At 60.8% G+C, this 25,135-nt stretch carries 22 protein-coding genes; 11 read left to right on the forward strand and 11 right to left on the reverse strand.

The annotated features are described in order from the left end of the window. Positions 1 to 24: 24 nt before the first annotated feature. Both TSACC_RS06365 and TSACC_RS06370 read right to left on the reverse strand, forming a co-directional pair. On the reverse strand, positions 25 to 1,266 hold the full coding sequence (locus tag TSACC_RS06365) for a hypothetical protein (RefSeq protein ID WP_075078542.1): 1,242 nt from the start codon (positions 1,264 to 1,266) through the stop codon (positions 25 to 27). Positions 1,267 to 1,342: 76 nt separating this feature from the next. Further along, positions 1,343 to 2,389: a LacI family DNA-binding transcriptional regulator gene (locus TSACC_RS06370; protein ID WP_237763908.1), complete on the reverse strand. Its 1,047-nt coding sequence runs from the start codon at positions 2,387 to 2,389 to the stop codon at positions 1,343 to 1,345. Between the two features lie 108 nt (positions 2,390 to 2,497). Between TSACC_RS06370 and TSACC_RS06375 the strand changes: the two genes are divergently transcribed. From TSACC_RS06375 to TSACC_RS06385, 3 genes are read left to right on the forward strand one after another with little or no spacing between them, the layout of a single operon-like run. After that, positions 2,498 to 3,247: a hypothetical protein gene (locus TSACC_RS06375; protein ID WP_075078544.1), complete on the forward strand. Its 750-nt coding sequence runs from the start codon at positions 2,498 to 2,500 to the stop codon at positions 3,245 to 3,247. A 20-nt stretch (positions 3,248 to 3,267) separates the two neighbouring features. Continuing rightward, positions 3,268 to 4,101 (forward strand): LamG-like jellyroll fold domain-containing protein, encoded by an 834-nt coding sequence (locus TSACC_RS06380; protein ID WP_075078545.1) that lies wholly within the window; start codon positions 3,268 to 3,270, stop codon positions 4,099 to 4,101. A 20-nt stretch (positions 4,102 to 4,121) separates the two neighbouring features. Next, positions 4,122 to 4,823 (forward strand): type II secretion system protein, encoded by a 702-nt coding sequence (locus tag TSACC_RS06385; RefSeq protein WP_084400252.1) that lies wholly within the window; start codon positions 4,122 to 4,124, stop codon positions 4,821 to 4,823. A 69-nt stretch (positions 4,824 to 4,892) separates the two neighbouring features. Here TSACC_RS06385 and TSACC_RS06390 read toward each other — a convergent pair whose 3' ends face one another. From TSACC_RS06390 to TSACC_RS06410, 5 genes are all read right to left on the reverse strand, one after another. Next, a complete protein-coding gene (locus tag TSACC_RS06390) occupies positions 4,893 to 6,377 on the reverse strand; it encodes a tagaturonate reductase (protein WP_075078547.1) in 1,485 nt (494 codons plus the stop codon). Positions 6,378 to 6,409: 32 nt separating this feature from the next. Then, positions 6,410 to 7,924, reverse strand: coding sequence for a UxaA family hydrolase (locus TSACC_RS06395; RefSeq protein ID WP_075078548.1), 1,515 nt, complete (start codon positions 7,922 to 7,924; stop codon positions 6,410 to 6,412). A gap of 13 nt (positions 7,925 to 7,937) precedes the next feature. Beyond that, entirely contained in the window at positions 7,938 to 9,035 is a 1,098-nt protein-coding gene (locus TSACC_RS06400) for a sugar kinase (protein ID WP_075078549.1), read from the reverse strand. A gap of 109 nt (positions 9,036 to 9,144) precedes the next feature. Further along, positions 9,145 to 10,920 carry a S8 family serine peptidase gene (locus TSACC_RS06405; protein WP_153811508.1) on the reverse strand — a complete coding sequence of 592 codons (1,776 nt, stop codon included), beginning with the start codon at positions 10,918 to 10,920 and terminating at the stop codon, positions 9,145 to 9,147. A gap of 126 nt (positions 10,921 to 11,046) precedes the next feature. Next, positions 11,047 to 11,922 (reverse strand): AraC family transcriptional regulator, encoded by an 876-nt coding sequence (locus tag TSACC_RS06410; RefSeq protein WP_169809560.1) that lies wholly within the window; start codon positions 11,920 to 11,922, stop codon positions 11,047 to 11,049. Between the two features lie 190 nt (positions 11,923 to 12,112). On the opposite strand from TSACC_RS06410, the gene TSACC_RS06415 reads away from it, so the two are divergent. The 3 genes from TSACC_RS06415 (at position 12,113) to TSACC_RS06425 (ending at position 17,638) form a co-directional block, all read left to right on the forward strand. Then, on the forward strand, positions 12,113 to 14,656 hold the full coding sequence (locus TSACC_RS06415; RefSeq protein ID WP_084400253.1) for an arylsulfatase: 2,544 nt from the start codon (positions 12,113 to 12,115) through the stop codon (positions 14,654 to 14,656). 140 nt (positions 14,657 to 14,796) lie between these two features. Beyond that, positions 14,797 to 16,266: a DUF1254 domain-containing protein gene (locus TSACC_RS06420; protein ID WP_075078552.1), complete on the forward strand. Its 1,470-nt coding sequence runs from the start codon at positions 14,797 to 14,799 to the stop codon at positions 16,264 to 16,266. Between the two features lie 58 nt (positions 16,267 to 16,324). Next, positions 16,325 to 17,638 (forward strand): outer membrane protein, encoded by a 1,314-nt coding sequence (locus TSACC_RS06425; RefSeq protein ID WP_153811310.1) that lies wholly within the window; start codon positions 16,325 to 16,327, stop codon positions 17,636 to 17,638. Here the strand turns inward: TSACC_RS06425 and TSACC_RS06430 are convergent. The 3 genes from TSACC_RS06430 to TSACC_RS06440 all read right to left on the reverse strand — a co-directional run bounded on the left by TSACC_RS06430 (position 17,635) and on the right by TSACC_RS06440 (position 19,645). Further along, positions 17,635 to 18,390, reverse strand: coding sequence for a class I SAM-dependent methyltransferase (locus TSACC_RS06430; protein ID WP_075078554.1), 756 nt, complete (start codon positions 18,388 to 18,390; stop codon positions 17,635 to 17,637). The genes TSACC_RS06425 and TSACC_RS06430 overlap by 4 nt on opposite strands. A 72-nt stretch (positions 18,391 to 18,462) precedes the next feature. After that, positions 18,463 to 19,098 carry a histidine phosphatase family protein gene (locus tag TSACC_RS06435; protein ID WP_075078555.1) on the reverse strand — a complete coding sequence of 212 codons (636 nt, stop codon included), beginning with the start codon at positions 19,096 to 19,098 and terminating at the stop codon, positions 18,463 to 18,465. A 55-nt stretch (positions 19,099 to 19,153) separates the two neighbouring features. Then, positions 19,154 to 19,645, reverse strand: a complete 492-nt coding sequence (locus TSACC_RS06440; RefSeq protein ID WP_084400254.1) for a cupin domain-containing protein — start codon at positions 19,643 to 19,645, stop codon at positions 19,154 to 19,156. A 12-nt stretch (positions 19,646 to 19,657) separates the two neighbouring features. Between TSACC_RS06440 and TSACC_RS06445 the strand changes: the two genes are divergently transcribed. Continuing rightward, a complete protein-coding gene (locus TSACC_RS06445) occupies positions 19,658 to 20,005 on the forward strand; it encodes a hypothetical protein (protein ID WP_075078556.1) in 348 nt (115 codons plus the stop codon). Here TSACC_RS06445 and hrpB read toward each other — a convergent pair. After that, positions 19,986 to 22,505: an ATP-dependent helicase HrpB gene (gene hrpB / locus TSACC_RS06450; RefSeq protein WP_075078557.1), complete on the reverse strand. Its 2,520-nt coding sequence runs from the start codon at positions 22,503 to 22,505 to the stop codon at positions 19,986 to 19,988. The genes TSACC_RS06445 and hrpB overlap by 20 nt on opposite strands. A 93-nt stretch (positions 22,506 to 22,598) precedes the next feature. Here hrpB and TSACC_RS06455 point away from each other — a divergent pair, with 93 nt between their 5' ends. The 4 genes from TSACC_RS06455 to TSACC_RS06470 are packed head-to-tail and all read left to right on the forward strand — an operon-like array spanning position 22,599 to position 24,967. Further along, positions 22,599 to 23,396, forward strand: a complete 798-nt coding sequence (locus tag TSACC_RS06455; RefSeq protein ID WP_237763909.1) for a hypothetical protein — start codon at positions 22,599 to 22,601, stop codon at positions 23,394 to 23,396. Next, complete coding sequence (locus tag TSACC_RS06460; protein ID WP_075078559.1) at positions 23,393 to 23,833, forward strand: hypothetical protein; 441 nt, start codon at positions 23,393 to 23,395, stop codon at positions 23,831 to 23,833. Before TSACC_RS06455 ends, TSACC_RS06460 begins: the two co-directional genes overlap by 4 nt. 4 nt (positions 23,834 to 23,837) lie before the next feature. After that, positions 23,838 to 24,299 (forward strand): ACT domain-containing protein, encoded by a 462-nt coding sequence (locus tag TSACC_RS06465; protein WP_075078560.1) that lies wholly within the window; start codon positions 23,838 to 23,840, stop codon positions 24,297 to 24,299. Between the two features lie 5 nt (positions 24,300 to 24,304). Next, positions 24,305 to 24,967, forward strand: coding sequence for a DUF4412 domain-containing protein (locus TSACC_RS06470; RefSeq protein WP_075078561.1), 663 nt, complete (start codon positions 24,305 to 24,307; stop codon positions 24,965 to 24,967). Positions 24,968 to 25,135 lie beyond the last annotated feature (168 nt).

The raw sequence follows: 25,135 nt of genomic DNA on the forward strand, positions 1-25,135 counted from the left end.
TCAAATATTCCTTGAGGATGCGGTCTACAGCGTGCGCGAGATCAGCTCTCCGACCTCGACAAATGCGACGTCCACCCTCCCTCTCACATTGGTAGTATAGCAGACAAAGCGATCCTGCAGGCAAAACTGAGGGTGGGGGTGAATATGATAGCGTGACAGCGAGGACGGGATCTGGTCGAGATGCGTCACGATCTCCACCTGTTTTCCGGTCGCCAGATTATAAAACAAGACCTGATGCTTGTCGGGCGCCTCCGGCGGCAACGCATCGGCCACCAGCCAGTTTTCCCCCCGATCGACATGGGCGTGAGAGAGCAGCGACTTTCGCCAGACGACTTCTTCTTCCCCACCTCCGACGGGCACTCGTGCCACCCCGGTACCATAATGGACATACCACACGTGCTGACCGTCAGCACTCCACCACTCGTGGCCAAGAAGGGCGCGTTCGTCGGAGATAATGCGGGCGGCGTCGTTGAAGTAATGCGGGTTGCCCCCGACCCGTCGTGGCGCGCTCGTCAAGGGAGTCGGAAAGATCGGGCATGCGGTGTGCCCCCGCCTGATGACCCACAGCCGGTTCTGATAGCCGATCGATTTGCCGCTGACCGGATGAATCGAGTGATCCTGCGCGATCAATTGCAGATCGGGATCGACGGGGTTGAACTGGGCATGGTTGAAACACTGGTCAAACTTTTGCCAGAGCACGAAATCCCCTCCATCCAGCGGAAGGTGCCCGATGTACCACTCGGAGCCGATCTCGACGTCGATGTTCAGCGCCTGCCGGTCTGCGGAAAAGGTCAGGTGAGTCGCAAGGCGCCACGGACGACGATTGCTCGCTATCTCGGGTGGGAAGCGATTGACGAAGACGGGGACGGCATCCGGTTCCGGCCGGCGTTTCCAGATCTCCAGGCCCGAGCACCAGTACGCCTCGCCGGTACGCTCGTCGACAACCGGTGACGCATCGGTGAAGGCCGTCTCGGAAAAGTGGGTGAGCGTCTTTTGCCAGAGGTCCACCACGCCAAGCGAGCGCCCCTGATTTGCGCTCCCTGCCGGCGGGAATGCGCAGTAAAACCAGTAGTAGCGTCCATCGGAAGAGAAGCTTGTATTGACGAAATAAAAGCTCTGCTGAATGGGAGCCACCTGCCCGGCGAGGATGTGGCTGGTCACTCCACTGACCGGGTCGATCCATCGCTCAAACAAGGGAGAATCTAGCGGCAATGCCGGGTGAGGAGGATGAATATCCCGGATCGGGGAGGGACCTGAAGCTAACATGGGTCCCAGATTAAGCCCGAAAGAAAGGTCTGCCAGTAACTCGGAGGTTAAGCGTTCACCAGTTTCTGGAAATCAACTACGAGATCTTTCGCCGAACTCTTTCGCGCCAATCCTCTCGTTCCCGTTTCCACTCCGTAAAATCCTCCACCCACTGGCCTTCGATGGAGATGATCTGAGGATGTGACGGCAGGCCGATTTCATTGCGCTGCAACTGGGCGACCAGGTGCTCGCAGGCGAGGCGACCGATGATTGGTGTCAGCTTGTCGATCCCATTGGCTCTTCCGTCGGTATAAGCGATATTCAGATTTGCGTAGCGGATATCCGAGGGAGGCTGTCTGCCGGTCACCTTCTCATAATCCACACAGAAGTCGCCAAATCCGGCACTTACCACGGCATCGGGACGCACTTTCTCCATCCATGCAGCCAGATTGCCTCGGCCATCGGGAGAGAAGTTCACAGGCAGCCGCCGGCTTTTGGGCAGGTACTCCTGATGGCGTAGATAGGCGGAGTGCCATAGACCCAGCACCTTGGCGTCGTCCCCGCTGTTGGCATTGAGCGCGATGCGTTGGCACCCGGCGCGGGAAAGCCGTTCGAGCAGGGCCAACATCTCGTTGTAATGATTATTCGCCGCCCGGTGGAGAAGGGGAGATTGGAGCGAGTAGTCAAATGCGACTGCCGCAAAGTTCTTCCAATCGAGATCGAGTGAAACACCGAGCTTGTCGAATCCGCCGACGAGCAGTCCCCGGATGCCGCGGCTCACCAGCAGGCGGCTCATGCGGGCCGGCGTCATGTCTGGAGCCGAGAGATGAAATAAATCCAGGCGATAACCGAGCTCCAGCGCACGCTCGGCTGCACCCAGATAGTAATCATGGTGTGGCATCCAGTTCCACGCATCATAGGAAGGATAGCTGCTGAGATAAGCCAGCGTCTCCCGATATTCCGAGGCACCTTGCGCCCGCAGGTGCTGCATGAGCGTGGCGATCTTTGGGTCGGGATGATAGTCGAGGCGCTTCGCGATCTGTTGGACCTTGAGGCGCGTTGCAGCCGAGATGCGCGGGTTGTTGCGCAATGCCAGCGATGCTGCGGCCAGGGAGAGTCCTGCTTCGCGAGCAATGTCACGCAACGTTGGCCGAGAGGAACCGGAGGAAGGCATAGTTAACGCTTAAGCAGTAGAGCGTTTGCCGGGAGAAATGGCAAGGCCTACGCTTGGCGCAATCCTCGATTCCCCTATATGAAACACACCTTCCTGCTGCCCGTTGTTGCTCTTTTCACCCTGGCTTCGGCTCCTGCTGTCCATGCGCAGCTCATCACCTCCGTGTCGAGCACGGCCCCCGCGACGGATGTCGCCATTAGTTTTACCACGGCAAACTATTCTGCCACCTCCGTAAACACGGTCGGCATGGGGTGGAAGGGCGATACGGGAAGCCGTCGGGACATGGGACAAACCTTCACGACGACAACCTCGTTCCTTCTGGATCGCATCACTGTGCAACTGCAATTCGTTGGCACGAGCGCTCCTGGTGCGAATTACTCTCTGTCTCTGTACGAGTTCCCTTCGGCTGGAAGCCTCACTGCTTCGAGCACGGTGGGTACCTGGACCGGGACGCTGCCGGGTTCGTCGACTCTCGCTCCGGCGACATATACGTTTAGTAATGGCACGGTCGGTCCATTCCTGACCTTCGACATGCCTAATGTGACTTTGTCAGCCAGTACGACCTATGGCTTTGTTTTGAGCTTCACCACGCTGGCCAGCAACGAGTCGCTGAATTTCTGGACCAAGGGCGGCGGCGCCTACGCGGGGGGCCAGCAGATCCAGACGGGTACGGCAGGGGCGACGACGTTCACCTCCAGCGGTAATGATGTGCTGTTTTACGTTCAGGCTGTGCCGGAGGGCTCGACTTTTGCGATGGTCTTGGGGGGCGCTCTTCTCTTATTCTGGGTTCGCCGTCTTCGCCGTACCGCATCCCCCGCCTCCCGGTAACTTCCACCCTTGTCGTAACTATGAAATTCCGGCACCTCTTCGTGGTTCTGGTCTCCCTTGCTTCAGCGCATGTCGTCCACGCGCAACAGGAGCTCCTGCGCTATTCATTTAATGATCCTGATCTTCAGACGACAACAACTGCCGATGCGGGGCCGGACGGTCATACGCTCACGATGTACTCCGCCGATGGGGAGGCCGCCGCGCTTCAGACGGGATCAGGAGTGAGCGGAAAGGCGGGGGACCATTCATTCAACAACTCAAGGGCCACCGGCATGGGACGGAACGGACAGGGAGGATGGGCTGAGGGGTCCATCCGTGGGGAGGAAACCATTTGGCAGCGGGGAATGACATCATTTACCGTGACGGGGTGGTTCCAGCCGACCGAAAGTCAGCCTAGCGATACCGCCCGGATCGTCTATATCCAACCCAGTCTGAACGGAAACGCGATGACCGTCTGGGCCGTCGGCGGGGGACGATTGGAACTTAGGTTGGATAAGCAGGTGGATGGAGGGCAGAGCGACCCTGTCTTTGGCAGCAAGCCGGGAGAGTGGAACTTCTTTGCCGTCACTTTTGATGCGACGAAAAGGTCGGACAATATCCATTACTATGCAGGTACCGATTCCTCGTCCGTTCGTGAAGTGGGAGTGGGAACCCTCGCAATGGACCGATGGACGCCGGCGCGCGATGGATCGCACACGCCGCTGTGCATCATTGGCAATGGTGGTCGGGATGTGCAGCGTCCCTTTCAGGGTCATATTGATGAGATCCGGCTGTTCGGGGCGGAGAGTGGATCGGGCGGTGCCTTGAGCCAGGAAAAGTTGGAGGAGATTCGCTGCGAGGCGCTTGTTCCCTGAGAGACTTCATAGATTCCCCCATGAGCTCTTCCCTGACAGGCTGGCGTTGCTCGAAAAGCCGGCATGCGTTTTCCCTTATGGAATTGCTGGTGACGATTGCGCTCATCGGTGTTCTTTCCGCGATGCTGGCAGGAGGAATGCGGGCTTTTAACGAGAACGGGAAGCGCCTGAAGTGCGCCTCCCAGTTGCGGCAGATTTACGAAGCGATCGCGCTTTACCGGGCGGAAAACAATAACTCCTATCCGCCTGCCAATCCGTGGAATGCCGAGACAGGAGATGCCGGGTGGCTGGCCTGGCACACAGCCAATGAGAAGTATGGGAAGGAGTCTCCTCTCGCCGTTTATGTGGGAGGGGTGGAGTCCCTGCGCAAACTAAGTGTTTGCCCGGCCAACGGCACCAAGTTTGCAGGTGCTGTGCCGGATCAGGTGCACAACGCATACGGGTACCCATATACGGTCAACTACAACGTCATGGTGGACTCTTTGTCGGGCGGAAAAACCGCGAAAAGCGCAAACACCATTACGCGCCCCGGAAGCACGATCCTGATGGCCGATTCGACTGCCACCCCGTCGGGATGGGGGCCGGGATTTGCCGACACGGGATGGTCTAGCTTTCAGAGAATCGCAAAACCGCATGGCGAGAAGACAAGCCTGCTCTGGTGCGATGGTCACGTCACCCTGCAATCGCCGGCTACTATCGATAACAAAAACCTCTACCCCTAGGCTGAGTGCTCGAGGCTTATCCAGCCCTCCGCCTTTGCACCAGGGAAAGTTTCCCGTTTCCGCGACCGGCTATGGCAACGCAGCCTTTGCTCCTTGAACGAGGATTTTTTCGAGATCGGCAGCCACGGCTTTCGTCAGCCCTGGAACGTCGTTGAGATCCTTGCTGTTCCAGAGCGCTGAGTGGCCGAGGACGGCCTTGGTGACGGCTTCGGCGGAGGTGTCGGGACGCGTCCAGACATCGCGGAAGAACTCCAGCACCTCGGGGCTGTCCTTGATCGGGTAGGCTCCATCCTTGGCGCGAGTACCGATGAGCGCGCCGTCCGCGATCTCGGTGCCGCGATAGAAGGCGACGAGAGCCGCCAGAGAATAGACCAGCCGCGCGGGCAGCTTGCCCCGCCGGTCGAGATAGGTGAGCAGCGAGGGCAGCACGCGGGCGGTGAACTTGCTCGTGGAGTTGAGCGAGATGCTGAGCAGCGGATGCTTGACGAAGGGATTGGCAAAACGCTCCAGCACGGCGGCGGCGAAGGCATCGAGATCCGAGCGTGGCAGGTCGAGGGTGGGGATGATCTCCTCGTTGAGCGCATCGCGCAGGAAGCTGGCAAACGCCGGATCGTCGAGGCACTCCTTTACCAGGTCATGCCCGGCGAGAAAGGCGGCGAGGACGGTGGAGGTGTGCGCGCCGTTGAGGATGCGCACTTTGCGATCCCGATAGGGTTTGTAGTCCCGGGTGAAAATGACGTTGAGGCCCGCCTTGTCGAGCGGCAGTTCCTCCGCCAGCGAGGCAGGACCTTCGATCACCCAGGCGTGGAAGACTTCCGAAGTGTTGAGCAGCGTATCCTCGTAGCCAAGCTTGGCGCAGATTTCCGCCGCTTCTTCGCGCGGGTAACCTGTCACGATGCGATCGACGAGCGTGTTGCAGAAAACGACGTGCGTCTCGATCCAGGAAATCATGGCGGCATCGAGTTCCCATTTAGCCGCGGTCTCCAGCACGCAGCGCCGGAGGTTGGTTCCGTTGAACTCGATCAGTTCGCAGGGGAGGATGACGAGCCCGCTTTCCGCCGTGCCGCCAAAGGCCTGAAAACGCTCCAGCAGCAGACGGGTCAGCTTGCCGGGAAACGAGACCGGCGGCTGCGCGTCGATGCGGTCATCTGGGTGGCAGGCAATACCGGCCTCGGTGGTGTTCGAGACGACGAAGCGCAGGTCAGGATTGCGGGCGGTGGCGAGGAAGGCATCGAAGTCCGCGAAAGGGTTGATTCCGCGCCGGATGGAGCCGACGACCTCGGTCTCCTCCACCAGCTTTCCGTCGACCACGCCGCGCAGGATGTGGGTGAAAAGCCCGTCCTGCGCGTTGAGCGCGTCGACGAGGCCATTGGCCAGCGGCTGAACCACCACGACCGACCCGTCGAAAAGCGCCTGCTTGTTGAGCTGGTGCACCATCCAGTCGACGAATCCCCGGAGGAATGCGCCTTCGCCGAATTGCAGGATGCGTTCCGGGCGGGTGTTGGTTGGGATGTCGAGGGTGGCGGCGTTCAGCTTGGGCAGGGGCGAGGACATGGTCGGGTTATTCCGTGGGGAGCGGTGGGTTTCTAGAGAGTCACGCCGTCTTTCCAGATGGCGATTTCGCGGTGGCCGCGGGTTTCGTTGCGGGTATGGGCTTCGCCCGAGGCGATGGCCACAATCTGTCGCCAGAGTTGCTCGGTGAGCTCGGGAAAGTCAGCCGTGCCGTCGGCCACGGGACCGGCGCTGAAGTCGATCCAGTGCGGCTTGCGTGTGGCGAGGTCGGAGTTGCTGGAGATTTTCACCGTCGGGACCGGGAAGCCCATCGGGTTGCCTCGGCCTGTGGTGAAAAGCAGGATGTGCGCTCCGGCGATGGTCATGGCCGTGCCGGAGACTCCGTCGTTGCCAGGACCCTGGAGCAGGGAAAGGCCGCCGAGTCCGGGATTCGCCGTGGCTCCGTAAGGAAGCACCTGGCGCACCGGGGCCTGTCCGCCCTTTTGCACACAGCCGAGGGATTTGTCGGCCAGTGTGGTGATGCCGCCCGCCTTGTTGCCCGGGGACGGGTTTTCATCGATGGGCTCGTTGTGCTTCTGGAAATAGGCGCGGAAATCATTGACCAGGTCGATGACGCCATTGAAGACGCTTTCGTCGCTGGTGCGCTCGAGCAGCATCCGCTCCGCGCCGAACATCTCGGGCACCTCGGTGAGGAGCACGGTGCCGCCATGGGACGTATGGAGGTCCGCGATGCGGCCCACCAGCGGGTTGGCCGTGATGCCGGAGAAGCCATCGGAACCGCCGCACTTCATGCCCAGGATCAGCTCGGAAACCGGAATCGGCTCGCGCCGGAACTGGCGCACATAGTCGGCCAGCTCCCGCACCGCCTCGATGCCGGACTCGATCTCATCCGTCACCTGCTGGGCGTTGAACCAGCGGATGCGCTCGGCAGCCTGCGGACCGACGACTTCCAGGAAGTCGTTCATCTGATTGTTCTCGCATCCCAGACCGAGCACGAGGACGGCGGCGGCATTGGGATGGCGGACCAATCCCGCGAGTACCTTCTGGGTGTGCTGGAGGTCGTCGCCGAGCTGGGAGCAGCCAAAGGGATGGCTGAAGGTGTAAACACCGTCGATGCCCGAGCCGGGCGTCGCCAGTTCCGCATGGGCGGCCGCCGCGATCTTCTCGGAGGCGATATTGACGCATCCCACCGTGTTGACGATCCAGATTTCATTCCGGGTCGCGGCGCGGCCATCGGGTCGTCGGTATCCTAGGAAGGTTTCCTGCGTCTCGCTTTCCGAGCGGGAAGCGTGCTGAGGCTTGGCGACTTCAGCGTAGCGCAGGTCGGAGAGCTTTTCCGCCAGGTTGCCCCGGACGTTGTGGCTGTGCACATGGACCCCGGCGGGAATGGCTTCCGAGGCGACGCCGATCGGGTAGCCGTACTTGATCACCGGCTCGCCCACCGCGATCGGGCGGATGGCGAGCTTGTGACCGGCCGGGATGGGTTCGGTGGCAGGGACTCCGTCGTAGGTGTCGCCCTGCGCGGCAGCGCGCAGAGCGACGACGACGTTGTCCGACGGATGGATTCGCAGGAAGACCGGTGCGGACATGGCAGGTTGGCGCTTAGCGCACCACGCGGGCTCCGCCGCCCTTCATGAGCTTCTCGACTTCCTTGCGGGTTGCCATCGAGGTATCGCCCGGGGTGGTCGAGGCAAACGCGCCATGGGCCGCGCCGTAGTCGACCGCGAGCTGCGGGTCGTTGAACTCCATGAAGCCAAACTGCAGGCCCGAGGCGAAGGAGTCGCCGCCGCCGACGCGGTCGAGGATTTCCAGCTCCGGGTACTTGCGGCTTTCGTGGAACTGTCCATCGTGCCAGAGGATGGCCGACCAGTCGTTCTTCGTGGCGGTGATGACGCGGCGCAGCGTGGTGGCAGCGACCTTGAAGTTCGGGAACTCCGCCACCGCCGTCTCGATCATGGCCTTGAAGGCGTCGATCTCGATCTTGGAGAGGTTGTGGTCCGCGCCCTTTACCTCAAAGCCGAGGGAGGCCGTGAAGTCCTCTTCGTTGCCGATCATCACGTCGACGTACTTTGCGATCTCGCGGTTGACCTCCTGGGCCTTGGCGAGGCCGCCGATCGACTTCCAGAGCGACGGACGGTAGTTGAGATCGTAGGAAACGATCACCCCATGCTTCTTGGCGGCCTTCACCGCCTCGATGGTCAGCTCAGCCGTGGTGGACGAGAGCGCGGCAAAGATGCCGCCCGTGTGGAACCAGCGGGAGCCGAGTGTGCCAAAGATGTAGTCCCAGTCGAAGTCACCGGGCTTGAGCTGCGAGGCGGCCGTGTTGCCGCGATCCGGCACGCCCACCGCGCCGCGAATGCCATAGCCGCGCTCGGTGAAGTTCAGGCCATTGCGGACAGTGCGGCCGATGCCGTCGTCATCGCGCCACTTGATGAAATCGGTGGCGACGCCGCCTTGCATGATGAAGTCCTCGACGAGGTGGCCGACTTCGTTGTCGACGAAGGCCGTGCAGACGGCCGTCTTGTAGCCGAAGCACTTGCGCAAGCCGCGCGAGGTGTTGTATTCGCCGCCGCCCTCCCAGGCGGTGAAGGAACGGGCGGTGCGCACGCGTCCTTCGCCGGGATCGAGGCGAAGCATGACTTCACCCAGGGAAACTTGGTCGAATACCGTAGACTTTGCAGGTTTGAGAGGAAGGCTCATTGCCCGCCATTGAATGATAGAAACGGGGTGCGGGCGAAGAGTTTTCTTTTGTCACCTGTCCAGACTCCCTCTGGACCATATGCTGTCCCAGCGGCTTTTGAATGTGACTTCAGGCGAGGATGAGCCTCCTGCGGATCACCCATCCAACGATCACGCCGGCCAGGACGAGCACCCACGCCGCAGGCTCAGGGACTGCCTCCGCCTGCCAGGCCAGGGCGTAATCCGTATCGTTCGGAGCCAGATCGAGATCGTAGATCATCCCGAGAAAGGCGACGCGGATTGCATACTCGCCCGGAGTATCCAGCGCGATACGGAGAAACTCCGCGTTGTTATAGAGGCTGATCGACTCGGCAACCTTGTTCCCCAGCTCACCGTCGATGATTTGCCAGACTTCCAGGTTCAGATTGGCGAAACTCAACGACCGGCCAATGTCATTTTCGTCGAAATCCATCCCGGTAAACCAGTTCAGCGAGATGGTGAGCTCCACCTGCCCGGTAAAGGAATCGGTGAACCGGTATTCATTCGCACCGCCTTCTGCCAGTTGCCCGTAATCCCAGCCTTTGCCCGAAATCGCGCCTCCGCCGAGTCCAGCGACATCCTGGGTCCCGGAGAGCAGGTAGATATCCGCAGTTTTTTCGAGGTTCATCGCGCCTGCGCCGGTAGCGTAGTCCAGCGACTGGGTGGTGGTAATGACGCCGTTCTGTTCCGTCTGGCCGTTGTTCCAGCCCTCGGTGCGGGTAGCCCCTGCCATGAGGACGGACTTCACCACCCGCGTATCCAGAGTGTAGGCGGAAAGCGGGACTAGGTTCTCCTCGTAGTAATGCACCACGTCCTTGAGCAGCCCGATGCCGCCTGCGACGATCGGCGCTGAGAAACTGGTGCCGCTCATTCCGGGGAAGTAGAGATCCGAGGGCGAGACGTCCTGTACGAGATCAGTCCGGGGCGTCAGGCCTCCTGTCTTGCCGAGGTAAGCGGCGAGAGCGAGATTTTCTCCCGGGGCGGCGATGTCCACGGCGGCACGAACGCCCGCGATCGTCTCGCCTGTGGCGGGATTATAGAAATCGACCGCCTCGCGCGAGCTGAAGTCCGAGGGCGTGAGGAAATGCGTGCCGCCGACCGAGCCGACCGTGATGTTGTTGTAGCCGCTGCCCGGAGCCGAAACCGGGAAATCTCCCGAGTTGCCTGCGGAGACCACGAACGCCACCGTGGAGTTTTCCCGAGCCAGGGCGTCGATCGTGCGGGTGGTTTCTGCGGTGGCCCCCGGGTCATCGCCGCCCCAGCTGCTGTTGATCACATCGGCCTTCCGGCCTGCAATGCCACGGAAGAAGGTCCGGTACGGCGAGAGGGTCGCTTCCGTGGTGGTGGAAAAGCTACCGATATCCTCGGGGGAGAAGCTGGTCGCAATGGCGCCCGACCAGAGCTCTGCAAACGGCGCGATGCCAGCTTTGACGAACGGAGAGACATCAGCTGCACCATAGTCAAACTGGCCTCCATTTTCCGCAGTATACCCTGTGCCAGCCAGTACGTGACCGACCATGGTCGCGTGAAAATCGTATTCCGGCGTTATGCTGGCATCTGCCACATAGTGGGTCACGGCAGCCGAAACCCCGAGTTCCGCAGGGATCTGGGAACGGTCAAATACCTCGTGCACGTTCCAGATGTAGCCGGCCTCCACGTTCGCGATCACGCTGCGCTGCCCGTAGAAGCCCTCGTTGTAAAAGAGCATCGCGCCGACGACTTCATTCGTGAAGTAGTTGGTCGTGAGATTGTTGGTTCCGACCTGCTGAGTGATCAGGAGGCTCCGGGCGTTTTCATCCGCATGTCCGGCGCCAAGACCGAGGAGCATCGCGCAAAGACAGGACAGGCTGGAGCGGGGGAACAACATGAGCCGCTCAATACTTCGAAACAGCAGCGGAGGAGTCAAGTTCTCACGGAAGGGTTCCGGCAAGGAATCCGACAGGCGTGAGGGGCCTTTTCCGCCACTCCTGAAGGGGTGTTCCCTGCGGGAGATCTATCTCCGGCGGGCGTCGTCAGATGGCAGGGTGCCAAAATACTGTCGGTAGCTCGCCGAAAACCGCCCGAGATGACTGAACCCCCAGGCTGTCGCAATGTCGGTGACACCGCGTCTCTTGCGTCGGAGCAGTTCTCGCCGCACTCCGGCCAGCCGCACGGCAAGCAGGTACTTCATCGGAGAGGTGCCATAGACTTCGAGGAATCCCAAGTGCAGGGTTCGGCGGCTTGATCCCACAGCCTCGCAAAGATCGCCGATGCTGAGTTCCTCATGGCAGCGTTCGTGGATCACATTTGCTGCTCGACGCGCCAGCCAGCGCCGCGCGATGGCGCCATCCGGCGGCCGGGGTTCTTCCAGGTTGCAGAGCAGGGCGTTCAGGAGATCTTCCTCCATGGCTTGGCCCCGCTGTGGACTGGAGAGCCCACTACCGGCAGAGGTCGCATTTTCGATGGCTTCGCAAAGAAACTGATTCACCTGCGCGGCGCGTTCGGTCGAGGTAAACTGCAACGTGCGGGTGAGCAACCGGCTGGCATCGGTCTGCCAGAGTTGGGAAAGGCGGGTGCGGATCAGTTCCTGGCTGACGGCCACGCTGATGATCTCCATCTCCTCCGCATAGGAAATATCGAGACCATTGACGCAGTCCTGGCAGATCAGGTCGCGGGCTTCGATTGGCGCACCGTGAAATTGCATCACCCGTCCGCGCGTCACCGGAGTCGCCAGGATGACCGTGCCCGGAGGGATCTCTCCATCGAGGCGGGAATTGTTTTTATGCCGGACCCTGCTGACCTGCATGCGTGTCGTATGAAAGGCGACGAGGTCACAGTGGTATCTCTGTCTGCCCAGTTGGGTGACCTTGAGATTCCAAAACTTAGCCATCTCCTCCATTTCGTCGGGGCTGGACGGCGACTCTCTTAAAATCAAACCCGCCGGGAAAGGCCCGTCTGCAGCGCCGGTTTCTTCGGGAATGAGGTTTTGCACAGGAAATCGGCTCGCTACTAAACCGATTGCACAAAATGGATAGCACGCCTTCAGAACTTGCGTCTAGAGAAAGACGCAACCGTCGCCGATGAAGTCCATTTACCTGCCTGATAGTATCCTGGAAGCCTGCCGTCAGTATCTCGGCTTTGGAGTGCTCGCCGCGTCTCTTTCCCTCGCCCATGCGGAGACGCCGTCTCCCACGCCTCTCCAGACGACCGGGGTTTCCGGCTCCCCGAGTGCGACGACGACGATCAGCAACGCCCAACTCCCGGCGCCGGATCCCAAGTTTGGCGGGGTGATCAAGCAGGACGCTCTCCAATCCAAACCCTGGTGGGCGCCTCGCATCGTTCCGCCTAAGCAGGCCCCCAACATCCTTCTCATCATCACCGACGATGCCGGGTTTGGCGTACCGAGCACCTTTGGCGGCGTGATCCCGACCCCGACGATGGATCGGGTGGCCAATAATGGCCTGCGGTATAACAATATCAACTCGACGGCACTCTGCTCGCCGACCCGCGCGGCGCTGATCACGGGGCGCAATCACCATTCGGTGGGGTTCGGCGTGATCTCCGAGCAGTCGACGGGCTTCCCCGGCTACAACAGCATCATCACCAAGGACAAGGCCACCATCGGGCGCATCCTCCTGGATAACGGCTATGCCACGGCATGGTTCGGCAAGGATCACAATACCCCCGCCTTTGCCGCCAGCCAGGTAGGGCCTTTCGACCAGTGGCCGACGGGCATGGGCTTTGAGTATTTCTATGGTTTTGTCGGCGGCGACGCCAACCAGTGGCAGCCAAATCTCTTCCGCAACACGACTCAGATCTATCCCTTTCAGGGCAAGCCAGACTGGAACCTCATCACCGGCATGGCTGACGACGCGATCGACTACATCAATCGCGTCAACCAGATCGATCCCGCCAAGCCCTTCTTTATCAAATACGCGCCTGGCGCGACCCACGCCCCGCATCACCCGACGAAGGAGTGGGTCGACAAGATCACGGCGATGCACCTCTTCGACGATGGCTGGAACAAGCTTCGCGATCGCATCTTTGAAAACCAGAAGCGCCTCGGCGTGATCCCGCAGAATACGCAGTTGGAACCCTGGCCCGCCAATGTCATCAAGAACTGGGACGACTGTACGCAGGAGGAAAAGAAACTCTATGTCCGGCAGGTTAATGTTTTTGCCGCTTATGCCGCCTACAACGATCACGAGATCGGCCGCGTCATTCAGACCATTGAGGACATCGGCAAGCTCGACAATACGCTCATCATTTACATCAACGGCGACAATGGAACGAGTGCCGAGGGCGGACCGCTGGGCACGCCCAACGAAGTCGCTTTCTTTAATGGCGTAAGCGTTCCCGTGGCCGAACAGATGAAGTGGTATGACGTGTGGGGTACCGAGCAGACCTACAACCACATGTCGGCCGGTTGGTCGTGGGCGTTTGACACGCCGTTTACCTGGTTCAAGCAGAACGCCTCCCGGCTGGGCGGCGTACGGCAAAACATGGCCATCTCCTGGCCCGCCCGCATCACGGACAAAGGTGCTTTGCGACAGCAGTTCTGTCACGTGATCGATGTCGTGCCGACCCTGCTGGAGGTCACAGGCATCCAGCCGCCGGATTATGTCGATGGCATCAAACAGTCGCCGATCGAGGGCACGAGTTTTGCCTATACCTTCGATGCGAAAAACGCCAATGCGCCTTCCCAACACAAGGTGCAATACTTTGAAATGATGGGCCAGTGGTCGATCTACGATGACGGTTGGCTCCTGAGTACAAAGGTGAACCGCGCGCCATGGGATGCGTTTGGCCCGGCGAATACGGACCCTCTGAATAATCAGGTCCTGGAACTCTATAATCTGAACGAAGATTTCAGCCAGTCGCAGGATTTGGCCGCCAAGTACCCGGACAAAGTTGCGGAACTGAAAAAGGTCTTCATCCAGGAAGCGGAGAAATATCAGGTTTTCCCGTTGGACGCCTCGGTGGCGGCACGCATCGTTGCGCCACGTCCTAATATCACCGCCGGACGCACGGAGTTTAACTACACCGTACCGATGACCGGACTGCCGCAGGGTGATTCGCCATTCATCCTGAATACCTCGTACTCGATCACCGCGGATGTCACCGTGCCGGAAGGCGGCGGCGATGGCATGATCGTCACGTCGGGCGGCCGGTTTGGCGGCTATGGCTTCTACCTCCTGAAAGGCAAGCCGGTATTCCTCTGGAATCTCGTCGATCTCAAGCGCATCAAATGGGAGGCACCCGACGTCCTGGCTCCAGGACGGCACGTGCTCGAGTATGATTTTGCTTATGACGGCATGGGTGCAGGCACGCTGGCCTTCAATAGTTTCAGCGGCGTCGGGCGCTCCGGCACCGGTACCCTGAAGGTCGATGGCAAGGAAGTGCAAACCATCAAAATGGAACAGACGCTTCCGATGATTCTGCAGTGGGACGAATCGTTCGATGTCGGGTCGGATACCCTTACCGGAGTGAACGATGCTGATTACCTGCCGCCCTTTCCGCTCACGGCAAAGCTTAACAAGGTGTCGATCAAGGTTGATCGTCCCCAACTGACTCCTGCTGACGAAAAGCGCCTGATGGAGGCTGCTTCAAAGGCGGGTGACTAGCGGAAAGAAGGCCTCGAACATGGCGAAAATATCAGGGCGAAAATCCCATGATTAGTTTCTGGCGTTTCGAAAACGATGCGCTAACTAATTCGCCAGGGCTTGGCCGTGCAAGATGAGATCAGGTCGCAATAAGTAATAATATGAAAACTTTAGTTTCCAAGGTGGTTGTAAGCGCCGTGCTATGTGCCGCTGCGTTTCAGGGATGTGATCGGAAGCCGGATGCGGTTGCGACCGCCGAGGCTGCGGATCAGAAGGCGGGGATCGCTGTGCCCGACCTCGCCGAGGTCAAGGCGATTGCCGAGGAGGGCTTCATTTACGGCCTGCCCCTCGTCATGTGTTACACGGCGGCTTATGAGTTCTGGGTCGACAAGGATTCCGGTCAGTACAAGAGCCCCATCGGCCAGCTCTTTAACGAGCATCGTGTTTTCACCTATCAGGACACCTCGGTGGTGACTCCGAATAGCGATACGCCGTATTCCTTTGCCTGCCTCGATCTCCGCGCCGAGCCCTATGTGATTTCGGTCCCCGATGTGGAGAAAGATCGCTACTACTCGGTGCAGCTCTGCGACTGGAATACCTTCAACTACGGCTACATCGGCAGTCGTGCGACAGGCAACGAGGCCGGGGATTTCCTCGTGGTCGGTCCGCAGTGGAAAGGCGAGGTGCCTGCCGGGATCAAGAAGGTGTTTCAATCCAGCTCGGATTTCACGATCGCCCTCTTCCGCACGCAGCTCTTCAACGCCGACGACATGCCCAATGTCATCAAGGTCCAGGACGGCTACCGCGTGCAGCCGCTGTCTTCCTACCTGAAGACTCCGGCTCCCGCGGCGGCGCTCGCCCTGGAGTTTCCGAAGGCTAATGCGGAACTCGCGAAGACGAACTTCTTTGAGTATCTCGACTTCGTCCTGCAGTTCGCCCCGGCTGGTCCGGGCGAGGAAGAGGTTCGAGCCAGGCTCGCCCGCATCGGCGTCGGCCCGGGCAAGACCTTTGATTTCAAGTCTCTCTCGCCGGAGCACAAGGCTGCCGTCCTTCTCGGCATGGCGGAGGGCCAGCGCAAGGTCGACGAACGCGTGAAGACTCTCGGCAAGACGATCAACGGGTGGAATATTGGCTCGGCCTTTGGCGATCGCGCCTTTTACAACGGCGACTGGCTTCTCCGCGCCGCGGCGGCCAAGGCGGGTATCTTCGGCAACGACGCTGTTGAGGCGATGTATCCCATGTGCCGCACCACGGCGACGGGCGAGACTCTCGACACAGCCAGTCACAACTACACGCTCACCTTCCCGGCGGGCCAGTTGCCGCCGATCAATGCCTTTTGGTCCGTCACGATGTATGACGGAAAGTCGCAGCTGCTGATCAAGAACCCGCTCAACCGCTATCTGATCAACTCGCCCATGCTGCCCAGCCTGAAGACCGACGCGGACGGCTCCCTCACGATCTACATCCAGAAGGACAGCCCTGGCGCGGACAAGGAAAGCAACTGGCTCCCCGCGCCGGACGGCACCGCCTACATCGTGATGCGTCTTTACTGGCCCAAGACGGAGCAGCCCTCCATCCTTCCGCCGGGGCAGGGTGAATGGCATCCGCCGGGAATCGTTCAGAATCCTTAGCATTAGGAATTTCTGGCCCACTGAATCTGGACACGGTATTCGCTGCTGATCGATTAATATGAATAAGTCTTTTTGGGGAATTCAGGCTATCCTTCCGACTTGCCTGATTTTGGGGTGTTCCGCACTGGTTGCGGGCGAGGTTCCTGCGCCTGCCGCGGCAGAACCGACAAAGCATTCTTTTCTCGAGCCGGTCAGCGACTTCGTCCGCGACGACGTTCTGCATCCGGTCCATCCGTTTGAAATGGTTCCGGGCAAGGACCCCAATGGCTGGAGCTTTCTCATTGAGCCGTATATCTGGGCGCCCAACGCCTCGGGTCTGACCGGGTTCAGCGGGCTTCCCGCCCTCCAGGTCAATGCGAGCAACCGCACCATCCTGGAGAACCTCAAGTGGGGCATCATGGGCAATGCCGAGGTGCGCAAGGGGCGCTGGGGCCTCATGGCGGGCGGTATGTACATGGAGCTGGAGAGCTCGGCTAATCTCGGCGGCAATCTCTATAAATCCGGCACGGTCAGCCTCGATCAGGGCGTCGCCTCCCTCGCTCTGGCCTACCGGATCATCGACGACTACCGCGGCTTTCTCGATTTCTATGCCGGTGCTCGTTATTATTATCTCGGCATGTCGGCTTCACTGACGACGGATTCCTCTGGCATTCAGGCTGTCAGTGATGACATCACCGATGCCGTCGCAGCGCGTATTAACACTCGGGTCGAGGATGCCGTGCAAGCGATCCGCGACCAGGTGATTGCGGCCATCGATGCGAAAAAAGACGCCTTGCTCGCGGAGATCGCTTCCAATGTGAACGCCGATCTGAAGCGCCGCCTCTTTCGTCGCGCCGCCATGAATGACATTTCCAACCGCGCCGATGGCGACCTGGCTCGCTCTGGCGTCGACATTTCCAAGCTGGACCTTTTGCGGAACTTTAACCAGGGAACCCGTGGAGCCATCGCCGAGTACGTGCGGGCTGTGGTTGCCCGCGATGTCGCCGTCGCCCGCGGCGAGGTCACGTCCGCTATCGATAGTCGCGTGGCTGCGGCGAAGGCCAAGGTCTCCAAGGAGCTCGCGCAGGATATCGAGAATTCCCTGCCGACCTCGGCGTCAAACGACCAATGGTGGGTCGACCCGATCCTCGGTTTCCGCGGGCAGGTGAACTTTACACGCTGGCTTTACCTGCATGCGCAGGCGGATGTCGGCGGCTTTGGCGCCGGCTCGCAGATTGCGTGGAATATCATGGCGGGTCTCGGCGTCAACTTCACCCGCAATGTCTTTGCCGAGGTGGGCTATCGCTACATGTACATCGACTACACGAATAGCGACTTCTTTTACCTGATGAACTTCTACGGCATCTACTCGTCGATCGGCCTGAAGTTCTAGCCCGTCTTGCGGCAGATCAGAAGTACCTCGTCGAGGTTACGCGTATGCTCTGTTCCCGGGGCGAACTTGAGTTCACTTTGGAACATGAGCCCGATGGGCATGAAGATGTTGTTATACCACCACATGCCCTCGCGCGGCCTCCAGGCGAGGAAGCGCATGCCAAAATCCAGCAGGCGCGAGGACTTGGGCTGCATGCCGTAGCCAGCGCTTTCCTCGATGGTGAAGCCATTGCTCTCCAGCATGGCGAAAAAAACGTCCGGGTCATAGCGGCGGCAATGCCCCACCAGATCGTCGAAAGGTATCCATCGGTCGGCATGGAGTGGGGCCGAGATGATGAGCCGCGCTCCGGGAGCAGCGACGCGCGCGATCTCGGAGAGCACCGCGTGATCGTCCTCCACGTGTTCCACGATATCGAGGGCGCAGACCAGGCCGAAGGTGGCATCCTCGTACGGCAGCGGATCGGAGGCGCTGCCGGTGCGTGCACTGCCTCCAGCCCTGCGCAGTTGGCGGACCGCCTCGCTGCTCAGGTCAAAGAAATCCGTTCCCTCCAGCGGCAGCCTGGGCCGCAGTCCTGGCCCGATTTCGAGCCGCCTCCCAGCCTCCCGGGCCATCCCGGAGAACATCTTCCAGGTATGGAAGGACTGGGGCCGTATCAGTTTTGCGCCCGACCAGAGCTGGTCGTAAAAAACACGGTTCCGGGTCGTGATCGACTCGCTTTGGGGCGTGCTGGGAAATGTTGTGGAGTCGGACACGGCCTCATCAATCCTGTTTGCAAGCCACAGGCAATACCAATGTGACTCTTCCCGCCCTCGCGGGATCAGCTTTTACCTCGACGGAGAAACGATCAGTTTCACCTGCGAGGGCTTCAGGCCGTTCAATCCCTCGTGCTCGTGGGCGAACGCGATTGAGACCACCTTGCCCTGCTGGCGGGTGATCGTAAGGACAAAAATGCTGTCGTAGTCGGTGTTGCTCCACGTGGGGACCTCGTTGGGATTGCCTCCGTATTTCTTGAGAAACTCGCGCACAACTTTGCAGATTTCAAGGTGCTCCCAGGCGACGAAGACCGTGGAGTTCCAGTATTTCGGCTTGCTCAGCTCCCGGCGCAGGGCACCGATATCCGTATACCCGATGCGGACGTTGACCGGCAGGCCGCAGCGGATGGCCGTCGGTTCGATGGTGGCGAGCGGTCGCAGGTAATAGTAATGCAGCCCGGTGTCGAGTTCCTTCACCTTGGCGAGCGGCGAGGGGGCAAAGATGTAGGCTGGTTTGCCAAATTTCCCGATCAGCACATCCGGCAGGGCGAGCGAGCGCAGCAGCCCCTGTTCCATGATCTGGCCGTGACCACCGGGAGGGCGTTCGCCATGACGTACGAAGACCAGCTTTTGCACCTCCGTCTGCGCCTGGGCCAGTCCGCCAAAGACGAGAAGTACCACCAGAAACACCGCGCACCTTTGCTTCATGTCCGCTGTTTGGCACATTGGTCTCCTGGCGGCAAGCCTGCCGGAGGCCTATGGGTTATTTCGCAGCATCAGCCTGCTTCTTAATGGTAAAGGGCAGACCTTTCTCCCCGGTTACGAACATGACGAGCTTTGCATCCTCCTTGCCGGGGTTGCGTCCGTTGTGCAGGACATTGACCGCCTCGGCGATGGCCTGGCCAGCGTGGAACTGCTTCTTCACGCCGCCCTCAAATTCCACCTCCAGCTCGCCGCTCAGGATATAGGCGTAGCAGGGAAAGGGATGCACGTGCCAGCCGGTCTCGACCCCGGGCGGAATGACCACCGTGACCGCGCGCACCTCGGGGTCCTTGACCTGCGGATAAACGATCGGCTGCCCGGCCTCGGTCGTCTCGGTGAGGAGGAGGGGAGTCACCTTCACCGCGGCCTTGTAGCCCTCGGGTTCGGCGGCGTTTGCGGATGCAAATATGGTCAGTGAAACCGCCAGCGCTACTCGGGAAAGGCAGAGTTTCATCGCCACAGCGGGCCGGAATTTATAATTTCGGGTCATCATATTTCGCTGATTATGGTTGCTCGTGTTGTCTCGGTTTGGTTCTCGGTCTTTGTCTCGTGTGCGACCGCTCTGCTGGTCTATGTCGGAAAGGATGGGGTCGCCGAGTATTATCGGCAGTCGCTCGGCGGGAGACCTTTGCCATCGCTGACCAGCCTCATGATGTACGATGGCTGGTTTCTCTATCTGGTGCCGGTGGTTTTTATCCTTTGGGCGCTGGTGTATTCCTTCTGGTCACGCCGCGACGTCGATCATGCTCTCGTCCTCTGCATGACCGTGATCGGTTCGACCATCTTCTTTCTCGCGCTGTGCTTTTGCGCGTTTTCCATTCCGCTTGTCTGCCTCAACGCCACTCATGCTTAGGATACTTGCGCTGAAGCTCCTGCTTTAGCTTCGGGTAGGATTCCGCCCAGAAGGTCTTCAGGCTTTTGGTGATCTGCACCGGGCGGTGGTTGGGCGCGAGGACCTGGATCGTGACCGGGACGCGGCCTCCCGCGATCTTGATGTCTTCGGTAACGCCGTAAAGATCCTGGATGCGCGCGCCGAGCACGGGATCGGCATTCTGCGCGTAGGTGATCTTGGCGCGGCGTCCGCCGGGAAGCTCGAGCCGCTCGGGCGCGTGCTTGTCGACGAGTCGCTGCTGCTCGTGGGTGAGGAGTGAACGGGCGAGGGGCAGGATCGGGCGATCCTTGATCTCGCGGTAGCTCGTCGCGTCCTCGCAGGCCATGTGCACGATGAGCTGGCGTTCGGTTTCGCCCATGGTGGGCAAGCCGAAGTCCGGCGCAGCGGCGGCGAGGAAGTTCACCCGCTCCAGCCACTGGTCGACCGCGTCATCCCATTGGTTCAGCCGCAGATCGCCATCGAGCACCACGGCGGCGAGGCAGGCGGAGGCGGCGGGGGACGGATCGGCGTCGCGGTCCTGCAACTCGATCACAAGGTCGCGATAGACTTTCTCGCGGCGCACGACGACGCGGTTTTGCGAATTGTCAAAGATATGCTGGATGCGCTCCTGGAAGTGCGTTGGGAACATCTCGCGCAGCCACGCCTCCTCGATCTCCGTGACCTGCGAAAGGATCACCTGGGCGTCGCCGCCCCGGCCTTCGATCTCGTTGATCTCCGCCGCCACGACGAGGCGGCTGTTTTGCGCCACGCTGGCTCGGGCGAGCTGGCCGCGTCGTCCATGGACGATGTCGCAAACCAGCGTGCCTCCGCTCTTGCGGCGTGCCACCTGGTCGGCAAACCCGGCCAGCACGCAGCGCGCGATGGATTCATCCGGCGCGCCTCCCTCGCCGATCTCGAGTTTTTCCGCCCGCGCGATGTCGAGGAACTGCTCAAAGAGCTTCTTTACCTGCCGGGCCGCCTCGCCGTGAATGGCCAGCGGTCGGCAGGCGTCCATGCGGAAATCATGCCGCTGCGCATAGGAGTAGGCGCGGATGAGGATGAGGAAATCCGAGATGCCGTGGCCGAAGATTTCCGCCCGTTCCTCCTCCACGCGGCGGTCGGCGCGCAGGAGCAGATTGCGCGACTGGGTCAGCGCCGCGATGAGCGCGGCGGCGCGCACGCATCCGAGATCCTGCGCCGCGAGAAACATGCGGGCGTAGCGCGGATGGACGGGGAAATTGAGCATGCGCCGCCCCACCGGCGTGATGCCGCCTTCCTCGTCGAGCGCCCCGAGATCGGAGAGCAACTGCTCGGCGCGGGTGAGCGCCTTTTCTTCCGGCTTGTCGATCCAGCGGAACCGGCTCAGGTCGGTAATGCCGACGGCCTTGAGCGAAAGCACGGTCTCGGCCATGTCGAGGCGCTTGATCTCGGGCAGCTCGCTCGCCGCCCGGATGCCATGGTCGCGCTCGGTCCAGAGGCGAATGCACACGCCCGGTGCCGTGCGCCCCGCACGTCCCGCCCGCTGGTCGGCTGACGCGCGGCTGATCTTCTCGATGAGGAGCGTGTTGATGCCGCGATTGGGGTCGTAGCGAGCCACGCGGGCGAGGCCCGAGTCCACCACCAGCGTCACGCCGTCGATGGTCAGCGAGGTTTCCGCCACGTTGGTGGAGACGATCACCTTGCGCTGGGAAGTGCGCGCGACCGCCTTGTCCTGCTCGTTGGCCGGGAGTTCGCCATGCAGGGGCAATACGACTGCGCCCGACCGCAGGCGGTGGGTGATCTCGCGAATGGTGCGCTGGATTTCGTACGAACCCGGCATGAAGACCAGGATGTCGCCCTCGGTGCTGTCAAAGTTCTCCGCCACCGCCTCGGCGGCGAGTTCCCATGGGGGATCTTCGCGCGGGTCGTGGCGCAGGTACTCGATTTCCACCGGATACGTGCGGCCCTCGGAGGTCAGCGTCTCGCACTTGCCGAGATATTCCGCCAGTTGTGCGCTCTGGAGCGTGGCCGACATGACCACGATCTTCAGGTCGGGCCGGGTGGTCTCCTGGAGGTCGAGGGCACGGGCGAGGCTGATGTCGCCGTAGAGGTGGCGCTCGTGAAATTCGTCGAAGATGATGGTCGAAACCCCCGCCAACGTCGGGTCGGCCAGCATGTTGCGGAGCAGGATGCCCTCGGTGACGAAGAGGATGCGGGTGTCGCGCGACGAGACGTTGTCGAGGCGGATCTGGTAGCCCACCTCGCCGCCGAGCTGCACGTCGCGTTCCTCCGCGACGCGCTTGGCCAGCATGCGGGCGGCAAGACGGCGGGGCTGGAGGACGACGCAGCGCCCTTGCCCCAGGATGCCCCCGTCTAGGAGGATTTGCGGCACCTGGGTCGACTTGCCCGAGCCGGTCGGGGCCTGGAGGATGAGTCGGTTGCCCTCTTGCAGGGCGGAGACGATTTCCTCGTCCAGATCGTAGATGGGTAGCGAATCGTTCACAGTGAAGAAACATCCACTTTACGGCGTGCAAGCCTGTTGCGAAAGTCTCTCGCCAAAATTCCCTGCTTTGTATTATCTGCAATCATGATTCGGATGCGATGGTTCTCAGTGGCTGCGCTCGCAGGCCTCGCCGCGCCGTCCGTGGGATTTTCCCAAGACGCTTCGCTGACACCTGAGCAAATTTCGCAAGCTGTTCGCGTCGAGGCGATAACGATTCCCACTCCAGGCGAGTTTTTTGTAGCCATCGACAAGCAGGGCTCCCCCCAATGGTCTCAGCTCGTCCGCGCCGCCACCCCGGCTGCCACGGCCAGCCGCGCCCAGATTGCCATGGCGCTCGGCACCCTGGTGGCCGACGGGTACATCGCCGTGGAGGCCCAGGACAGCCAGGGGGTTAAGAACATCGGCAAGGAGATCATCAACCTCGCCAAGAAGCTGAATGTCAGCCAGAGCGTCCTCGGTCGCGGCAACAGCATCAACGATTTCGCCCAGGCCAATAACTGGAGCGCCCTCCGGGAGGAACTCGAGGCCACCCAGAACGAGGTGAAGCTCGACATGGCCGACCAAAAGGACACGAATCTCATCACCCTCGTCACCATCGGTGCATGGCTGCGCGGCACGGAAATCGCCAGCGGACTGGTGGAAAAAGCCTACACACCGGAATCCGCCCGTCTCCTGCGTCAACCCGCGATCATTACCTACCTCCTCGATCAGGTCGCCAGCCTCCCGGCTTCCTTGCAGGAAGAGAAGCTCATCAAGGAAATCCGCTCTACGCTGGATTCCGCCAAGGCCTACGTCCAGGCCGACACGCCTTCCGAACAGAGTGTCAAAGATTTGCACGCATCCGTCGCCAAGGCCGTGAACGACATCGTGACGAAAGGAGTCCAGCAATGAAGCCCCTTCTCGCCCTGATCTGCTCTCTGACCCTGGCTTCCGCAGCTTTCGCCCAGGACCCCGCCACCCCGACCGATACCGACGTCAGCGCGCGCAGCAAGGCTCTCGAGGTCGCCGGAGCCTTCAGCAACGACGGCTACAAGATTCGCGACGGCTATTGGGCGGGCGAGATTGACTCCTCCAAGCCCCAGCTCCTCGAGGTCAACCTCTTCGCGGGCAACGAATACTGGTTCACCGCAGCCGCCACGCCGCCCGCCCGCAGGCTGGCTGTTTCGGTTTACGACGAGGCGGGCAAGCTGGTCGATTTCCAGACCTACAACGACGGTCCCGCCGCCGCCGCCGGGTTCGTCCCCGAGAAAAGCGGGCGGTATTTCCTCAAGCTCTCGCTGGTCGAAGGCGAGAAGGCTCCTTTCTGTCTGATCTACTCCTATAAATAATCCCATGGCCGTATCTACTGCCGAAAAGCTGAATAGCCCCCAGGTCCGTCAATTCTCCGTGTTCCTGCAGAACAAGGTGGGGGCATTGCTGGAAGTCGTGAAACTCCTCAATGAGCGCAATGTCGTCGTGCTCGCGCTCAGCATCCAGGATTCCTCGGAATCCTCCATCGGCCGCATGGTCGTGAGCGATCCCGACATGGTCGTGGCGCTGTTTGAGGAACACGAGATCCCCTTCAGCGAATGCGAAGTGCTGGTCGTCGAGCTCCCCGAGGGCGCAGCCGACTTGGCCAAGGTCCTCTCCGCCCTGCTCAAGGCTGAGGTGAATATCTTCTTCAGCTACCCCCTCATGGTGCGTCCCCGTGGACGAGCCGTCATCGCCATGCATGTCGATGATACCGAATGCTCCAGCTCCGTCCTTGCCGGAGATGGATTCAAGACCCTTACCCAAGCCGACCTCTCCCGCTAAACCTCATGAAAATCCTCGCACTTCTCGCCGCCATCATCCTCCCGGTATCCCTGGTCCGGGCCGACATCACCATCGTTCAGAACGTCAAGCAGGAGGGTGGGGCGAACGGGGTCGACATCAACATGACCATCAAGGTCAAGGACCAGAAGGCCCGTATTGACGTGAATCCCGAGATCTCGACCATCGTCGATCTCGCCAGCGGAGATTCCCTCTCGCTTTTTCATTCCCGCAAGGCCGCCATGCGCCTGCCCGGTGCAACGATCAAGGCCATGCAGGCCAAGGTTCAGCAGCAACAAGGTGAGCTCAAGGCCGATATCCCCAAGGCCACAGGCCGTAAGGAGACGATCAATGGCTTTGCCTGCGAGGAGTACGTGACGACCGTCGACGGCCGCAAGGTCGAGCTTTGGCTCACCAAGGACGCTCCCGATGCGCAGAAGGCACTCAGCCAGCTCTCGGCACTCTCTGGCAAGGCCGACCCGATCAGCACCTTCATCGAGAAAAATCAGCTCTCTGGCTTCCCCGTTCGCACGGTCGTTGAGACCCCCATGGGCAAGGTGACCACCACGGTTGTCACCGTGAAGCCCGGTGAGATTGACGCCACCCAGTTCACCATCCCGTCCGAATACAAGGAAATGCAGGCTCCGGCGATGCCCGGCCTCAGCCAGTAGGGCGCACGGAGGAGTCCCGCGGATAAGCCGGTGCAGGCAGGCGCCTCCCGGCTTCGCTCCGCTGATTGTCTGGAAGGGGAGCGTGTGCGAGCCGCCGCCCTTCCGTTCTCCAGGCCACTGAGACTCGCAGAACCACTTGCGCAACCTGTGCGTTCCTCCCAATTCGCC

The sequence above is a fragment of the Terrimicrobium sacchariphilum genome (genome assembly GCF_001613545.1).
Taxonomy (GTDB): Bacteria; Verrucomicrobiota; Verrucomicrobiia; order Chthoniobacterales; family Terrimicrobiaceae; genus Terrimicrobium; species Terrimicrobium sacchariphilum.

What these genes read in the sequence shown, in the direction of transcription:
- TSACC_RS06365 (WP_075078542.1), bottom strand. Translation starts at nt 1,266, where the DNA reads ATGTTAGCTTCAGGTCCCTCCCCGATCCGGGATATTCATCCTCCTCAC.
- TSACC_RS06375 (WP_075078544.1), top strand. Translation starts at nt 2,498, where the DNA reads ATGAAACACACCTTCCTGCTGCCCGTTGTTGCTCTTTTCACCCTGGCT.
- TSACC_RS06380 (WP_075078545.1), top strand. Translation starts at nt 3,268, where the DNA reads ATGAAATTCCGGCACCTCTTCGTGGTTCTGGTCTCCCTTGCTTCAGCG.
- TSACC_RS06385 (WP_084400252.1), top strand. Translation starts at nt 4,122, where the DNA reads ATGAGCTCTTCCCTGACAGGCTGGCGTTGCTCGAAAAGCCGGCATGCG.
- TSACC_RS06390 (WP_075078547.1), bottom strand. Translation starts at nt 6,377, where the DNA reads ATGTCCTCGCCCCTGCCCAAGCTGAACGCCGCCACCCTCGACATCCCA.
- TSACC_RS06395 (WP_075078548.1), bottom strand. Translation starts at nt 7,924, where the DNA reads ATGTCCGCACCGGTCTTCCTGCGAATCCATCCGTCGGACAACGTCGTC.
- TSACC_RS06400 (WP_075078549.1), bottom strand. Translation starts at nt 9,035, where the DNA reads ATGAGCCTTCCTCTCAAACCTGCAAAGTCTACGGTATTCGACCAAGTT.
- TSACC_RS06405 (WP_153811508.1), bottom strand. Translation starts at nt 10,920, where the DNA reads ATGTTGTTCCCCCGCTCCAGCCTGTCCTGTCTTTGCGCGATGCTCCTC.
- TSACC_RS06410 (WP_169809560.1), bottom strand. Translation starts at nt 11,922, where the DNA reads ATGGCTAAGTTTTGGAATCTCAAGGTCACCCAACTGGGCAGACAGAGA.
- TSACC_RS06415 (WP_084400253.1), top strand. Translation starts at nt 12,113, where the DNA reads ATGAAGTCCATTTACCTGCCTGATAGTATCCTGGAAGCCTGCCGTCAG.
- TSACC_RS06420 (WP_075078552.1), top strand. Translation starts at nt 14,797, where the DNA reads ATGAAAACTTTAGTTTCCAAGGTGGTTGTAAGCGCCGTGCTATGTGCC.
- TSACC_RS06425 (WP_153811310.1), top strand. Translation starts at nt 16,325, where the DNA reads ATGAATAAGTCTTTTTGGGGAATTCAGGCTATCCTTCCGACTTGCCTG.
- TSACC_RS06435 (WP_075078555.1), bottom strand. Translation starts at nt 19,098, where the DNA reads ATGAAGCAAAGGTGCGCGGTGTTTCTGGTGGTACTTCTCGTCTTTGGC.
- TSACC_RS06440 (WP_084400254.1), bottom strand. Translation starts at nt 19,645, where the DNA reads ATGATGACCCGAAATTATAAATTCCGGCCCGCTGTGGCGATGAAACTC.
- TSACC_RS06445 (WP_075078556.1), top strand. Translation starts at nt 19,658, where the DNA reads ATGGTTGCTCGTGTTGTCTCGGTTTGGTTCTCGGTCTTTGTCTCGTGT.
- TSACC_RS06455 (WP_237763909.1), top strand. Translation starts at nt 22,599, where the DNA reads ATGCGATGGTTCTCAGTGGCTGCGCTCGCAGGCCTCGCCGCGCCGTCC.
- TSACC_RS06460 (WP_075078559.1), top strand. Translation starts at nt 23,393, where the DNA reads ATGAAGCCCCTTCTCGCCCTGATCTGCTCTCTGACCCTGGCTTCCGCA.
- TSACC_RS06465 (WP_075078560.1), top strand. Translation starts at nt 23,838, where the DNA reads ATGGCCGTATCTACTGCCGAAAAGCTGAATAGCCCCCAGGTCCGTCAA.
- TSACC_RS06470 (WP_075078561.1), top strand. Translation starts at nt 24,305, where the DNA reads ATGAAAATCCTCGCACTTCTCGCCGCCATCATCCTCCCGGTATCCCTG.